The sequence below is a fragment of the Streptomyces durocortorensis genome (assembly GCF_016901035.1).
GTDB classification, from domain to species: domain Bacteria; phylum Actinomycetota; class Actinomycetes; order Streptomycetales; family Streptomycetaceae; genus Streptomyces; species Streptomyces durocortorensis.
Map to the genome: position 1 here is coordinate 1 of NZ_JAFEUF010000185.1, position 14,254 is coordinate 14,254.

Consider the following 14,254-nt stretch of genomic DNA (forward strand, 5'->3'; position numbering starts at 1 on the left):
GGGTGGCGGGGTCCGGGGCCCTGCGGCTGGCAGCGGTGCTGTCGCCACGCCCCGACGAGCGGGTGCGGACCGCGCTGTCCGACCCTCCCAGGATAGGTGTCGTCGCAGGCGGCGTGTCCGTTGCCCCGCAGGGGTCGCGGCCGCCGCCGCGGGCGCACCCGGGCGGTTACCCCCTACCCCGGTGACGGGCGGGCTACCGCGTGGGACGGGTTGGAGCGGCCTCTCGTGTTGTGGGGCCCGTCACTGCCATACTTACCAAGCCGTAGGTTACGGAACCGTAGCCACGGCCGTCCGAGCCTTCTCCCTCACCCTCAGAGGTATCCCCCCATGCCGAGCACTCCTCCCGTGATCGACGAGACCGAGCCGCCCGGGGCGACGGCGACACCGCAGCCTTCCGCCACGCTGGGCGGCGACAGCAAGCGGTCGATCGAGCAGTTCGCGCTGCTGGCGTTCATCGTGGTGCCGTTCGTGGCGCTGGTCGCGGCGGTGCCGCTGGCGTGGGGGTGGGGGGTGAGCTGGCTCGACATCGGTCTGCTGGTGGCGATGTACTACATCGGCTGTCACGGGATCACGATCGGCTTCCACCGGTATTTCACCCACGGCTCGTTCAAGGCGAAGCGGCCGTTGCGGATCGCGCTGGCCGTGATGGGCTCGCTGGCGGTGGAGGGGCCGCTGGTGCGGTGGGTGGCCGATCACCGCAAGCACCACCGGTTCTCGGACGCGGAGGGCGACCCGCATTCGCCGTGGCGGTTCGGGGAGAGCCTGCCGGCCCTGATGAAGGGGCTGTGGTGGGCACACATCGCGTGGATGTTCGACGAGGAGCAGACGCCGCAGCAGAAGTACGCCCCCGATCTGATCAAGGACCCGGCGATCCGGGCGGTCTCGCGCCACTTCCTGACCTTCACGATCGTCTCGCTGGCGATCCCGCCGCTGGTGGGCGGTCTGGTGACGATGTCGTGGTGGGGCGCGGCGACGGCGTTCTTCTGGGGTTCGCTGGTGCGGGTCGCCCTGCTGCACCACGTGACCTGGTCGATCAACTCGATCTGCCACGCGGTGGGCAAGCGGCCGTTCAAGTCGCGTGACCGGTCGGGCAACGTGTGGTGGCTGGCGGTCCTGTCGTGCGGCGAGTCCTGGCACAACCTGCACCACGCGGACCCGACGAGCGCCCGGCACGGGGTGATGCGGGGGCAGATCGACTCCAGCGCCCGGCTGATCCGCTGGTTCGAGAAGCTGGGCTGGGCCTACGACGTGCGCTGGCCGGATGCCGCGCGTATCGACTCCCGGCGCACGTCCGTACCGGCCGACGCGGCATGATTGACGACGTGGCGACGGACTCCAGCACAGGCAGCGAGAAGAGCAGGACTTCCCCCTCCCGCCGGGCCCGGCGGGTCCGGATGACGGGGAAGGAGCGCCGCGAGCAACTGCTGGACATCGGGCGCGCCCTGTTCGCCGACAAGGGCTTCGAGGGCACGTCGGTGGAGGAGATCGCGGCGCGCGCCGGGGTCTCCAAGCCGGTGGTGTACGAGCACTTCGGCGGCAAGGAGGGCCTGTACGCGGTGGTGGTCGACCGCGAGATGCGCCAGTTGCTGGACATGGTGCAGGGAGCGCTCACGGCGGGCCATCCGCGCGAACTGCTGGAGCAGGCGGCGTTCGCGCTGCTGGACTACATCGAGTCGTACACGGACGGTTTCCGGATCCTGGTGCGGGATTCGCCGGTGGCGCAGTCGACGGGCACCTTCGCCTCCCTGATCAGCGATATCGCCACGCAGGTGGAGGACATCCTGGGCCTGGAGTTCAAGGCCCGCGGCTTCGACCCGAAGCTGGCCCCGCTGTACGCGCAGGCGCTGGTGGGAATGGTCGCGCTGACGGGCCAGTGGTGGCTGGACGTACGGAAGCCGAAGAAGGCGGAGGTGGCCGCCCACCTGGTGAACCTGTGCTGGCACGGGCTGGAGAACCTGGAGGCGAAGCCGCGGCTGATAGGGCACCGGAAGAGCTGATCGGGGCTGATCACGTAACCCTCCCGCACGCCGTCACCCGTTGTGATGACGCGTGCGGATTTCCCGCCGTAGGGTGGTCGGGAGGGCAGAGGATTCGTCCATGGGAGGAACCATGACCGCCGAGCCGACCACCGCGCACAGCTCCCGCTGGCCGGTGCCCCCGCAGGACGGATACACCGTGGACGATCTGTTCACGCTGCCCGATCTCCCGCCGCACACCGAGCTGATCGACGGGAGCCTGGTTTTCGTGAGTCCGCAGCGAGACTTTCACAGCACGATGATCGATCTGCTGATGACGGGACTGCGCAGTACGGCGCCCCCGGAGGTGAGGGTGCGCCGGGAGATGACCGTAGTGCTGGATCGGCGGAACGCTCCGGAGCCGGACGTCTCCGTCGTGCGGACCGAGGCGATCACAGGACTCGACGTGACGCGGTACCAGGCCGCCGACGTTCTCCTCGCCGTCGAGGTCGTCTCCCCCGACTCCGAGGCCCGCGACCGTGAGGCCAAGCCGCACAAGTACGCGACCGCCGGCATCCCGCACTTCTGGCTGGTCGAGATGACCGGCACCGACCAGCACCCCGTCGTGCGGGTCTACGAGCTGGACCCGGTGACGAAGGCGTACGCGCTGACCGGGATCCATCACGACCGGCTGAAGACGGGTGTGCCGTTCCCGGTGGACATCGACATCTCGGCGGAGGCGCTCGCAGCGCTGTAGAGCAGGCCCGGTTACGCGTCCGGCTCCAGGAACTCCAGCCGGTTGCCCACCGGGTCGTGGGCGTAGAAGCGGCGGTGGCCGGGGAGGTCGCCGTCCCAGGTGACGGTCACGCCGTGGGACTCCAGGCGGGCCGCGTAGGCCTCGATACCGGTGACGCGCAGGCCCGGGTGGGCCTTCTTCGCGGGGTGGAAGTCCTCCTCGATGCCCAGGTGGAGCTGGACCGGGCCGGCGGCGAACCAGCAGCCGCCGCGGGCGGCGAGCACCGGGGGTTTCGGAATCTCGGTCATGCCCAGGGCGTCGACGTAGTAGGTGCGCAGGGCGTCCTCGGCGCCGGGCGGGGCGGCGAGCTGTACGTGGTCGACGGCGGCGAGGCCGACAGGCGCGGAGCCGGAGGCGGTCATCACTTCTCCTTGCGGGCTACGGCGAAGATGCGGCGGAACGGGAAGACCGTGCCGTACGGGCCGGGCGGGTAGGCCTCGCGGAGCAGGTCGCGGTAGGCGGTGAGGAACGCGTCGCGGGCGGCGGGGTCGTCGGCGAGCGCGGTGAGGACGGGGCGCAGGGCGGTGCCCTTGACCCAGTCGAGGACCGCGTCGTCGCCGTGCAGGGTCTGGAGGTAGGTGGTCTCCCAGACGTCCGCCGTGCAGCCGAGGTCGCGGAGGCGGGTGAGGTAGTCGGTGGGGTCCAGGACGGAAGCGCTGCGGTCGCCGACGCCGTGGAGCAGGGGGCGCCAGCGGGCGGATTCGCGGAGGCCGGCCAAGAGGGTGTGGCTGGGGGCGGTGAAGTTGCTCGGGACCTGGAAGGCGAGGGTGCCGCCGGGGGCGAGGGCGTCGAGCCAGCGGGGGAAGTGGTCGGCGTGGCCGGGGATCCACTGGAGTGCGGAGGTGGAGACGACCAGGCCGTACGTCTCGGTGGGCGTCCAGGTCGCGGCGTCGGCCTCGGCGAAGTCGAGCAGGGGCGGGCGGGCGTGGGCGGCGGCTTCGGCGAGCATCTCGGGTGAGGTGTCGTAGCCGGTGATCCGGGCGTTCGGCCAGCGCTCCGCGAGGAGGGTGGTGACGTTGCCCGCGCCGCATCCGAGGTCGGCGATGCGGGGTGCGGGGTGGCCGGGGAGGTCGCCGATGCGGGCCAGGAGGTCGCGGAAGGGACGCGTGCGGTGGTCCGCGTGGCGCAGGTACTGCTGCGGATCCCAGGAGGGCTGGTGGGGTGCGGTCATGGGGAACAGGATCACGCCGAGAATCTCTTGATGTCAAGACACTTGAATTCAAGAGACTTCATGTCGAGGGACCATCTACACTGATCGACATGGAGGACGAGGTCGACCGACTGGTCGCTGCATGGCGCCGCGAGCGCCCCGACCTCGATGTGGAACCACTCGAGGTGCTCAGTCGCGTCTCCCGTCTGGCACGCCACCTCGACCGGGCCCGCCGCATAGCCTTCTCCGAGCACAACCTGGAGCCGTGGGAGTTCGACGTTCTCACCTCGCTGCGCCGGGCCGGCGCGCCCTACCAGCTCTCCCCCGGGCAGCTCCTCACCCAGACGCTGGTCACCTCGGGCACGATGACCAACCGCATCGACCGGCTCACCAAGAAGAACCTCGTCGAGCGGCTGCCCGACCCCAGTGACCGGCGCGGCGTCCTCGTCCGCCTCACGGCCGAGGGGCGCGACAAGGCCGACCAGTCGCTGGCCGGACTGCTCGCCCAGGAGCGCGCGATCCTCGCCGAGCTGTCCCGCGCCCAGCGCGGCGAACTGGCCGGGCTACTGCGCCAGTTGACCGCCCCGTTCGACAACATCCCCACCTAGCGGGCGGATCACCGGCTCGGCTGGGCCGACCCCCGCCCGGCGGGCCAGCGCCACCGCCGCCAGCGTCGAGTGCACCCCGAGCTTGCCCAGGACGTTCTGCATATGGGTGCGCACCGTGTGCGGGGACAGGAACAGCCGCTCGGCGACCGCCTTGCGGCCGAGCCCGGCCACCATGCAGCGCAGCACCTCGCGCTCCCGGGGCGTCAGCGACTCCACCAGCCGCTCGCTCTCGGTGCGGTGCTTGCGGGCGGCGGTCAGCTCCCGCAGGACGCCGGTGAGCAGGGCGGGCGGCAGATGCGTCTCGTCGCGCAGCACGCCCCGGATCACCGACAGCAGCCGTTGCAGCGAGCAGTCCTTCGCCACCCAGCCCGAGGCTCCCGCCTGGAGCGCCCGGGCGGCGGCCCGCGGATCGTCCTTCTCCGCGAGCACCACCGACCGCACGGCGGGCCGGGCCGCGCGGACCCCGGCGACCAGCGCGATGCCGTCGACGACGGCCGCCCCTTCCTGCCGGGGCGCGGGGACGGCAGGCGGCTCGCCGCTCGTCGGGGCGCCCAGCTCGGCGTCGACCAGGAGCACGTCGTAACCGCGCCCCTCGGCGGCCGCGCGCTCCAGCGCGCGCAGCGCGGCCGGGCCGCTGCCCGCCGCGAAGACGTCGACGTCCGGTTCGGCCGCGAGGGCGGCCGCGAGCGACTCGGCGAAGATGCGGTGGTCGTCGACCACGAGAACCCGGATACGCGCCACAGAACCCCCCATCGGTGGGGGCGGACAGCTACGGGTACGGCGCCGGGGCTTCGCTGCGGCCTGCCGCGCCGACGACCGCCGTCGTCGAACCGCCTGCCGCCCTGCCCCGGGCGCCGTACCCGGCTTTCTCGCTCCCCTGAATCGACACCGGCCCCCACCGGTGCTGAGCATCAGCGTACGGGCGGGGGCCACGAGGGGAAGGCGATTCGACGAACTGGTTGCCTCAGGTGTTTCCCCTGGTGTTTAGGGTGTGCTTCATGTTCCGTCTTGAGACAGAAGTAGACAGAGAACGTCGCATTCTGCTGAGCGGGCGTCTGCACGAGGACAACGTCGCCGCTTCGGCCGGCCTGCGTGCGCTGCTCTCCACCTCCGCCGAGCACGAAGTCCCGCTGGAGGTGTGGGCGTTGGATGAGCACGGGGCCCTGGCCGGCGGGCTGACCGGGCGGACCTGGGCGTACTGGCTGCACGTCGATCTGCTCTGGGTCGACGCCCCGCACCGGGGCTCGGGCCTCGGCGCGCGTCTGCTCGCCGAGGCCGAACGGACCGCCCGCACCGAGCGCGCCTGCACCCGCTCGCGGCTGGAGACCTGGGACTTCCAGGCCCCCGGCTTCTACCGCAGGCAGGGGTACGAGGAGATCGGCCGGGTCGCGGACTACCCACCCGGCGTCACCGAGTTCATCCTGGTCAAGGACCTGTGAGCGCGGGACGCCGGAGCAGGACCGGTACCGGGGCCAGGGCCAGGGCCAGGACCGGTACCGGGCTCAGCGCAGTCGGCGTGCCCCGGCCGACGGGATGGCGTCGAAGATCCCCGGGGCCGCGTGTCCGGCCGCCGCGAACGCCTCGCTGACCGCCTTGGCCACCGTTCCGGCCGCCGACTCCTCCACGAGGACGACCGCCGAGCCGCCGAAGCCGCCCCCGGTCATCCGCGCGCCGAGCGCCCCTGCCGCGTTCGCCGCCTCGACCACGAGATCCAACTCGGGGCAGGAGACCCGCAGATCGTCCCGGAGCGAGAGGTGGCCCGCGTTCAGGACGGGGCCCGCGGCGCGGACGTCGCCCGCGTCGAGCAGGGAAATGACCTGCTCGACCCGGCGGTTGTCGCCCACGACATGGCGTACGTAACGGATGACCGACTCGTCCGCCCCGGCGTCGGCGAGGGTGGCCAGCGCCGTGGCGAGGTTCTCGTACGGCAGGTCGCGCAGCATCGGTATGCCGAGCAGCCGGGCGCCCTCCTCGCAGCCGGCCCGGCGCTCCGCGTACGCCCCGTCGCCGAGAGCGTGCTTGACCCGGGTGTCGACGACCAGGAGCGTCAGCCCCTGGGAGGCCAGGTCGAAAGGGACCTGGCGCAGCGAGAGGTCGCGGGTGTCCAGGTGGAGGGCGTGGCCCTCGGTGCAGCAGGCCGAGGCCATCTGGTCCATGATCCCGCAGGGCACGCCGACGAAGTCGTTCTCGGCGCGGCGGCCGATCACGGCCAGCTCGGCCGGGCTCAGGCCCAGCTCGAAGAGGTCGTTCAGGGCGAGCGCGGTGACGACTTCGAGGGCGGCGGACGAGGAGAGCCCGGCGCCGGTGGGCACGGTGGAGGTCAACGCGATGTCCGCCCCGGTGACCGGGTGCCCGGCTTCGCGCAGCGCCCAGAGGACCCCGGCCGGGTAGGCGGCCCAGCCGTGGCCGGAGTGCGGGGTGAGTGCGTCGGTGCGCAGCGAGACGACGCCGCCGGGGACGTCGGTGGAGTAGAGCCGCAGGACGCCGTCGTCGCGGCGGGAGACGGCGGCGACGGCGGTGTGCGGGAGGGCGAGCGGCATGACGAAGCCGTCGTTGAAGTCGGTGTACTCGCCGATCAGGTTCACTCGTCCGGGTGCGGCCCAGATGCCGTCGGGCTCGCTTCCGTACAGCTCGGCGAAGGTGGCGGCGGGGTCGGCCCGGTGTTCCTCGGCGGCGGTCACGGTCGGTTCGGCGTGCTGGGTCATGGGGTGGTGGTGTCCTCTCGGCGGGCGAACTGCCAGGCGTCGGCGATGATTCCGGCCAGGTCGGCGCGGGACGGCTGCCAGCCGAGGCGCTCGGTGGCGGTGGCGGCGGAGGCGACGAGGACGGCCGGGTCGCCGCCGCGGCGGGGGGCGGCGGTCTCGGGGACCGGGTGGCCGGTGACCTTGCGGACGGTCTCGATGACCTCGCGGACCGAGAAGCCGTTGCCGTTGCCGAGGTTGCAGATCAGGTGCTCGCCGGGGGCGGCGGCGGTGAGGGCCAGCAGGTGGGCGTCGGCGATGTCGTCGACATGGATGAAGTCGCGGACGCAGGTGCCGTCGGCGGTGTCGTAGTCGTCCCCGAAGACGTTGATCGACTCGCGCTTGCCCAGGGCGACTTGGAGGACGAGTGGGATGAGGTGGGACTCGGGGTCGTGCCGCTCGCCGCAACTCCCGTACGCCCCCGCCACGTTGAAGTAGCGCAGCGAGGCGGTGGCCATGCCGTGGGCGGTGGCCTCGCCGCTGATCATGTGGTCGACGGCGAGCTTGGACGCGCCGTAGGGGCTGGTGGGGGCGGTGGGGTCGGCCTCGGTGATGGGGCTGGAGACCGGTTCGCCGTAGGTGGCGGCGATGGAGGAGAACACGAGGGTGCGGACGCCGTGTTCGCGCATGGCGGCGAGCAGGGCGGTGGTGCCGCCGACGTTGTTGACCCAGTACTTCTCGGGATTCACGACGGACTCGCCGACCTGGGAGAACGCGGCGAAGTGCAGGACGCCGTCGTAGGAGGGGTCCAGGTGGCGGGCGGCGTCCTGGATGCGGCCCTCGATGAAGGTGGCGCCGGCCGGGACGCCGGCGCGGAAGCCGGTGGAGAGGTCGTCGAGGACGGTGACCGTGTGCCCGGCCTCCAGCAGGTGCTGGGCGACGACGCTGCCGACGTATCCGGCACCGCCGGTGACCAGGTACTTCTTGGACGGGTGGGACACGCTCTGGGGGTTGCTCACTGGCTCGCTACCTCTCGCAGTCGCTCGGCCGCGGCCTCCGGCGGCACGTCGTTGATGAACACGCTCATGCCGGACTCGGACCCCGCGAGGAACTTCAGCTTGCCGGAGGTCCGGCGAATGGTGAAAAGCTCCAGGTGCAGGGCGAAGTCCTCCCGGCCGTCGGCCACGAACGGCGCCTGGTGCCAGGCGGAGATGTACGGGGTCGGCGGCTCGCCAGGTCCGAAGATCCGGTCGAAGCGCCTCAAGAGTTCCAGATAGACCTGTGGGAACTCTGTCCGCGCACCCTCGTCCAGCTCCCGCAGATCGGGGACGCGGCGGCGGGGGTACAGGTGGACCTCGTAGGGCCAGTGCGCCGCGTAGGGGACGAAGGCGATCCAGTGGTCGGTGGCGAGGACGACGCGTGAGCCGTCCTTCTCCTCGCGGGCGACCACGGCGTCGAAGAGGTTGGCGCCGGTCTCCTCGCGGTGCCGGGCGGCCGAGCGGAGCATCAGCTCGGTGCGCGGGGTGACGAAGGGGTAGCCGTAGATCTGGCCGTGCGGGTGGCCGAGGGTGACGCCGATCTCGGCGCCGCGGTTCTCGAAGCAGAAGACCTGGGTGACCTGGTCGAGGGCGGCGAGGGCGGCGGTGCGGTCGGTCCAGGCGGCGAGGACGAGCGCGGCCTGCTCCTCGGTGAGGTCGGCGAAGGACGCGTCGTGGTCGGAGGTGAAGCAGACGACCTCGCAGCGGCCGGAGTCACCGGCGAGCGAGGGGAAGCGGTTCTCGAAGACCGCGACGTCGTAGTGGTCGTCGGGGATCTCGCTCTGCCGCCCTTCCCGGGTGGGGCAGAGCGGGCAGGCGTCGGCCGGAGGGTGGTAGGTGCGGGCCTGGCGGTGCGAGGCGATGGCGACCGCGTCGCCGAGCAGCGGGTCGCGGCGGATCTCGGACGAGGTCGAGACCGGGTCCAGGGGGCGCTGGTCGACGGCGTCGCGGACGGTGTCGTCCGCGGCGTCGTAGTAGATCAGCTCACGGCCGTCGGCGAGGGTCGTCACCGTCTTCTTCACCAGGGTCCTCCACCAGATCCCTCCAACATAATCGCACATAACAAATCACAAGCGAACACCTCAGTCAATGCCCGCGCGAACGCCGGACGCCTACCAGACACCTGGGCCCATACCTGGACAATCAACCGCACTCGATCACGATCAAACAAAGAACCCCAAGGAGACTGTTCATTTCTCGAACATGACGGCGTAAGTTCCGTCGGGTTAAGTTCGCGATACGAAGCGAGTACCCCCATGCAGACTCTGGCCGAAGGGCTTCGGCTCCCCACGAACGGGCTCGACTACGCCATCCTGGCGATCTACTTCGTCGTCGTCCTCGGCATCGGCTTCATGGCCCGTGCCAGCGTCAAGACGAGCCTCGACTTCTTCCTCTCCGGACGGTCCCTGCCCGCCTGGGTGACCGGGCTCGCCTTCGTCGCGGCGAACCTCGGCGCCACCGAGATCCTCGGCATGGCGGCCACCGGCGCGCAGTACGGCGTCGCGGTGGTGCACTGGTACTGGATCGGCGCCATCCCCGCCATGGTCTTCCTCGGCCTGGTGATGATGCCGTTCTACTACCGCTCCAAGGTGCGCTCGGTGCCGGAGTTCCTGCTCCAGCGGTTCGACAAGTCCGCGCACCTGCTCAGCTCGGTGCTCTTCGCCTTCGCGGCGATCCTCATCGCGGGCGTCAACCTCTACGCCCTGTCGATCGTCGTGGAGGCGCTCCTCGGCTGGCCGCAGTGGGTCGCGATCGTCGTCGCGGGCCTGTTCGTGCTGGTCTACATCACGATTGGCGGGCTCTCCTCGGCGATCTACAACGAGGTGCTCCAGTTCTTCGTCATCCTCGCCGCGCTGATCCCCCTCACCGTCCTCGGCCTCAAGCGGGTCGGCGGCTGGGACGCCATGAGCGACTCGCTGACCAAGCAGCACGGCGGGGACTTCATGACCGCCTGGGGCGGCACCGGCATCGGTGACCCCAACCCGCTGGGCGCCAACTGGCTGACGATCATCCTCGGCCTCGGCTTCGTGCTGTCCTTCGGCTACTGGACGACGAACTTCGCCGAGGTGCAGCGCGCGCTGTCCGCGAAGAACCTCTCCGCCGCCAAGCGCACCCCGCTGATCGCCGCCTTCCCGAAGATCTTCATCGTCTTCGCGGTGATGATCCCGGGCCTGGTCGCCGCCGTGATCGTGCCCAAGATCGGCACCCCGGACTCCGACCTGACCTACAACGACGCGATACCCCTGCTGATGCAGGAGCTGCTGCCCAACGGTGTGCTCGGCATCGCGGTGACCGGTCTGCTCGCCGCGTTCATGGCGGGCATGGCGGCCAACGTGTCCTCGTTCAACACCGTGTTCACCACCGACATCTGGCAGCGGTACGTGGTGAAGGACAAGCCGGACACGTACTACCTGCGCTTCGGGCGGCTGATCACCGCGATCGGCGTGCTGGCCTCGATCGGCACGGCGTTCATCGCCGCCAGCTTCTCGAACATCATGAGCTACCTCCAGACGCTGTTCTCGTTCTTCAACGTCCCGATGTTCGTCGTCTTCATCATCGGCATGTTCTGGAAGCGCGCCTCGATGAAGTCCGGTGTCTGGGGCCTGGTCGCGGGCACCGCCGCCGCGATGATCAACTACTTCTGGATCTACAAGGGCGGGATCATCGACATCCCCTCCGACCAGGGAGCCAACTTCGTCTCCGCGATCGTCGGCTTCGTCGCCGGAGCCGTCGTCATGGTCGTCGTCACCCTCTTCACCGCGCCGAAGCCCGAAGCGGAGCTGGCCGGTCTGGTGTACGGGACCGAGTCGCCGAGCCCCGACGAGGAGCTGGAGGAGGCCGACAAGGCCTGGTACCGCAAGCCGGCCCTGCTCGGCTGGGGCGCGATCGTGCTCGCCGCCGCGTGCTACATCCCCTACTCGTTCTGATCGGAGGCACTCACCATGTCCGACCTGCACAAGGAAGTCTCCGAGCTGGAGCGCAAGTCCGCGACCGCGGCCCGTCTCTTCGACATCCGGCGGATCATCGGCGGCCTGTTCGTGGTCTACGGAGTGATCGTCACCATCGCCGGACTCAGCCCGTCCGACGCCGACCTGAAGAAGGCCGAGGGCGTGCACATCAACCTGTGGACCGGCCTCGCCATGCTGGCGCTCGGCCTGTTCTTCCTGGTCTGGATGAAGCTGCGCCCGGCCGAGGCCCCGGCGGCCCCGGAAGCGGAGCCGGAGCGGGAGCCGGGGTCCGGCGCGGGCTGATCCCCTCGCCGTCCGGCCGCCCGCCACCGGTGAGCCCACTGCCCGGCCGCCCACCACCGGTGAGCCCGCCGCCCGGCCGTCACGTCCCGCAGGGGCCGTCCGTCACCCGCTCTGCCCGGGGACGTACGGCCCCTGCGGCGTACCGCGCGGCGTTCCCTCCGGGGTGTACGGGCCCTGCGGCGCGACGCCGTTCCCCGCGGCCCGCTCCAGCAGTCCCGTCCGGGCGGCGAGGGCGGCCGCCTCCAGCCGGGAGCCGACCCCGAGCTTCATCAGGACCCGCTGGACATGGGTGCGCGCGGTGCTCGGGGCGATGTCCATCCCGGCCGCGATCAGCCGGGTGCCCTCGCCCTCGGCGACCCGCACCAGCACTTCCGCCTCGCGCGGGGTGAGCATCCGCAGCAGCCGCCGCCCCTCGTCGTCGGGCTGGGCCGCCGGGTTGAGCAGCTCGGCGAAGGCGCTCCGCAGCAGCTGCGGGGCGATGGCGCTCTCCCCCGCCCGCGCCTTGAGCATCGCCCGCTCGACGCCCTCGATGCGCTCGTCGTGCCGGACGTACCCCGCGGCCCCGGCCGCGAACGCCGCGGCGATCCCGCGCGGGCTGGGCACCGGCCCGAGGACCACCACCGCCACCTGCGGGCGCTCCTGGCCGATGCGCGCGATCGGGTCGAAGACGCCGGGGGCGGCGGGCGACGCCGTACCGAACAGGCAGACCTCCGGGGCTCTGCTGACCACCAGTTCGGCGGCCCCGGACGTGGGCGCGGCCGCCGCGAGCACCCGGTGCCCGCGGAGTTTCAGCGCCGAGGCGAGTGCCTCGGCGAGCAGACGGTGATCGTCGACCACCATGAGCCGCACGCCCATCGGTCCTCAGCCCCCAAAAGCCCTGTACGCCCGGCCCCCCGGACTCCTGCCCCGGCAAGCTACACGCTCGCCCGGTGCCGCGCGGCGCTTACGTGGGAGAAGCCCACCAGAATGCCGAATTCTGCGCGATTCGGGGCTCGTTGACCGGCAGTCGGTGATCACTTCACCGGCGGAAAACGATCGGCCCCGCCGGTGGGGGTGATCGACCGGCGGGGCCTTGTGCTGCACGACGCTCCCCGGGGAGCGCGGTGGTCAGTCGGTGCGGTAGCCGACGGCGAGATAGAGCTTGTCGTCGGCGTCGATGACGCTGCGCTTGCTGACCAGGCTCTTCGACTTGAAGAAGTGCCCGTCGGCGTAGAGGAGTTCGGAGTGGTCGCTGGTGAACCTCCGCTCCGCCTCCCGGACCGCCTCGTCGTCCGGGTTCTCCATCAGCACGGTCTGCTTGAAGGTCTCGCCGTCGATGGAGACGATCTGGCCGCCCTTGTCGTAGGGGGGCTCCTTGTACGCGATGACGTTGGTGCCGTCCATGCGGATCGGGACCAGGCTGTAGCGGTCGCCGGCGTCGGCCCGGTTGCCGAGGAGCTTGCCCGTGGTCAGGTCGAAGGCGACGATCTCGTTGGTGTCGCCGTACTCACTGGTGCCGTCGTGCTTCTCGGTCGGCAGGTAGAGCCGGTTGTTGCCGACGGCCAGGCTCTGGCACTTCTCGACATCGGTGGAGCCGCAGCGGGCCGCGTACTGCTCGGCGTCGGCAGAGATACGGACCTTCAGCTTGCCGGTCGCCGCGTCGATCGAGAAGAAGTCGGAGATGCCGCTGCCGTCGCCGGCGGTGTCGCCGACATCGGCCGCGACCACCAGCGGCTTGGTGGAGACGATGGCGGCGTAGTCGATGCCCGCGGGCATCTTGTACGAGGACAGCGGAGCGCCGTCCTTCGGGTTCAGTGCCTCGATGGCGAGCTGCGGGCTGTCGATCTCACCGCACCTGCGGACCACGGCGAGGGCTTCGCCGCCCCCGTAACCGCGGTCGTAGCAGCCGTCCGAGCCGACCTTCGGCTTCCAGAGCTCGGCGCCGTCGGCCAGCTTGAAGCCCGCGCCGCCCGAGGTGCCGCCTGCCGCGACGGTGGTTCCGCTGAGCGTGACCTCGTCGAAGCGGACCTGCTGGTCACCGCCGGTGGCGGAAGTGACGCCCTTGCTCCACACGAGCTTGCCGGCGGCCATGTCGATCATGCCGACCTGGTTGCACGACGGGTACTTGTCCTCCTTGGTCGCCTTCTTCTCCTCGAAGACGATCGCGGTCTTGTAGTCCTTGCTCATGTGCCGGGAGGCGGTGCAGACCTCGCCGGGCAGCGGGACGGACCAGAGCTCGGTGCCCTTGTCCCGGTCGTAGGCGATGATCTCGGCGACGCCGGGCTTCACGTACGCCTTGTCGGTGAGCCAGGAGCCCTCGACCGTGGTGATGTCGTCGACTTCCGGCTCCGGGATCTGGAAGGCGACCTTGGACTTGGTGCTGGCGGGCGCCTTCTCCTTGCCGCCGGCCAGGCCGCCGTCCTCGCCGCCCTTGCCCTCGCCGCCGGTGGAGCCGGACGAGGAGGCCTCGTTCTTGCCGCCCTTGTCGTCACCGCCGGTGGTGGAGTAGATGAGCCCGGCGCCGATGATCAGCACCACGGCGACGGCCGCCGCGACGATGATCTGCATCTGGGTGGAGAACTTCTTGCCGCCGCCGTCGCCGCCCGGCTGCGGGGCCCCGTACTGCGGGTGCATCGGCTGGGTCGGGTAGCCGTACCCCGGCTGCGGCATCCCGGGCTGACCGGGCTGGCCGTACTGTCCGGCGGGCCTCTGCGGATAGCCGTACCCCTGCTGGGCCTGCGGGTAGCCGTAGCCGTTGGGCTGCGGCGCGGGCGGGGTGGGGTAGCCGCCGGCGGGC

Annotated in this window: 15 protein-coding genes; 7 read left to right on the top strand and 8 right to left on the bottom strand. The window is 70.9% G+C overall.

Going from position 1 to position 14,254, the window contains the following annotated elements; genetic code table 11:
• Window positions 1-327 precede the first annotated feature (327 nt).
• The 3 genes from JS521_RS26615 to JS521_RS26625 all read left to right on the top strand — a co-directional run bounded on the left by JS521_RS26615 (window position 328) and on the right by JS521_RS26625 (window position 2,712).
• A complete protein-coding gene (locus JS521_RS26615; RefSeq protein WP_205085510.1) occupies window positions 328-1,314 on the top strand; it encodes an acyl-CoA desaturase in 987 nt (328 codons plus the stop codon).
• Window positions 1,311-1,997, top strand: coding sequence for a TetR/AcrR family transcriptional regulator (locus tag JS521_RS26620; RefSeq protein WP_205085511.1), 687 nt, complete (start codon window positions 1,311-1,313; stop codon window positions 1,995-1,997). Before JS521_RS26615 ends, JS521_RS26620 begins: the two co-directional genes overlap by 4 nt.
• Window positions 1,998-2,109: 112 nt before the next feature.
• A complete protein-coding gene (locus JS521_RS26625) occupies window positions 2,110-2,712 on the top strand; it encodes a Uma2 family endonuclease (protein WP_205085521.1) in 603 nt (200 codons plus the stop codon).
• A gap of 11 nt (window positions 2,713-2,723) precedes the next feature.
• Here JS521_RS26625 and JS521_RS26630 read toward each other — a convergent pair whose 3' ends face one another.
• Window positions 2,724-3,113: a VOC family protein gene (locus JS521_RS26630; protein ID WP_205085512.1), complete on the bottom strand. Its 390-nt coding sequence runs from the start codon at window positions 3,111-3,113 to the stop codon at window positions 2,724-2,726.
• Window positions 3,113-3,922 carry a trans-aconitate 2-methyltransferase gene (locus JS521_RS26635; protein ID WP_205085513.1) on the bottom strand — a complete coding sequence of 270 codons (810 nt, stop codon included), beginning with the start codon at window positions 3,920-3,922 and terminating at the stop codon, window positions 3,113-3,115. The genes JS521_RS26630 and JS521_RS26635 overlap by 1 nt, the downstream gene beginning before the upstream one ends.
• 89 nt (window positions 3,923-4,011) lie before the next feature.
• Here JS521_RS26635 and JS521_RS26640 point away from each other — a divergent pair, with 89 nt between their 5' ends.
• Window positions 4,012-4,509 (top strand): MarR family winged helix-turn-helix transcriptional regulator, encoded by a 498-nt coding sequence (locus JS521_RS26640; RefSeq protein WP_205085514.1) that lies wholly within the window; start codon window positions 4,012-4,014, stop codon window positions 4,507-4,509.
• Here JS521_RS26640 and JS521_RS26645 read toward each other — a convergent pair.
• Window positions 4,465-5,250, bottom strand: a complete 786-nt coding sequence (locus tag JS521_RS26645; protein WP_205085515.1) for a response regulator transcription factor — start codon at window positions 5,248-5,250, stop codon at window positions 4,465-4,467. The genes JS521_RS26640 and JS521_RS26645 overlap by 45 nt on opposite strands.
• Window positions 5,251-5,507: 257 nt before the next feature.
• On the opposite strand from JS521_RS26645, the gene JS521_RS26650 reads away from it, so the two are divergent.
• Window positions 5,508-5,948, top strand: coding sequence for a GNAT family N-acetyltransferase (locus tag JS521_RS26650; RefSeq protein WP_205085516.1), 441 nt, complete (start codon window positions 5,508-5,510; stop codon window positions 5,946-5,948).
• Window positions 5,949-6,011: 63 nt separating this feature from the next.
• Here the strand turns inward: JS521_RS26650 and galK are convergent, their stop codons facing one another.
• From galK to galT, 3 genes are read right to left on the bottom strand one after another with little or no spacing between them, the layout of a single operon-like run.
• Window positions 6,012-7,214, bottom strand: a complete 1,203-nt coding sequence (gene galK / locus JS521_RS26655) for a galactokinase (RefSeq protein ID WP_205085517.1) — start codon at window positions 7,212-7,214, stop codon at window positions 6,012-6,014.
• Window positions 7,211-8,191, bottom strand: coding sequence for a UDP-glucose 4-epimerase GalE (gene galE, locus JS521_RS26660; RefSeq protein ID WP_205085522.1), 981 nt, complete (start codon window positions 8,189-8,191; stop codon window positions 7,211-7,213). The genes galK and galE overlap by 4 nt, the downstream gene beginning before the upstream one ends.
• Window positions 8,192-8,205: 14 nt before the next feature.
• Complete coding sequence (galT, locus tag JS521_RS26665) at window positions 8,206-9,249, bottom strand: galactose-1-phosphate uridylyltransferase (RefSeq protein ID WP_205085518.1); 1,044 nt, start codon at window positions 9,247-9,249, stop codon at window positions 8,206-8,208.
• A 234-nt stretch (window positions 9,250-9,483) separates the two neighbouring features.
• Between galT and JS521_RS26670 the strand changes: the two genes are divergently transcribed.
• Window positions 9,484-11,154, top strand: coding sequence for a sodium:solute symporter family protein (locus tag JS521_RS26670; protein ID WP_205085519.1), 1,671 nt, complete (start codon window positions 9,484-9,486; stop codon window positions 11,152-11,154).
• A 15-nt stretch (window positions 11,155-11,169) separates the two neighbouring features.
• Window positions 11,170-11,478 carry a hypothetical protein gene (locus tag JS521_RS26675; RefSeq protein WP_030803347.1) on the top strand — a complete coding sequence of 103 codons (309 nt, stop codon included), beginning with the start codon at window positions 11,170-11,172 and terminating at the stop codon, window positions 11,476-11,478.
• Window positions 11,479-11,580: 102 nt separating this feature from the next.
• On the opposite strand, the gene JS521_RS26680 is transcribed toward JS521_RS26675, so the two are convergent.
• Both JS521_RS26680 and JS521_RS26685 read right to left on the bottom strand, forming a co-directional pair.
• On the bottom strand, window positions 11,581-12,333 hold the full coding sequence (locus tag JS521_RS26680) for a response regulator transcription factor (RefSeq protein ID WP_205085520.1): 753 nt from the start codon (window positions 12,331-12,333) through the stop codon (window positions 11,581-11,583).
• 252 nt (window positions 12,334-12,585) lie between these two features.
• The coding region (locus JS521_RS26685; protein WP_239487868.1) for an outer membrane protein assembly factor BamB family protein at window positions 12,586-14,254 on the bottom strand (1,669 nt) is incomplete at its 5' end.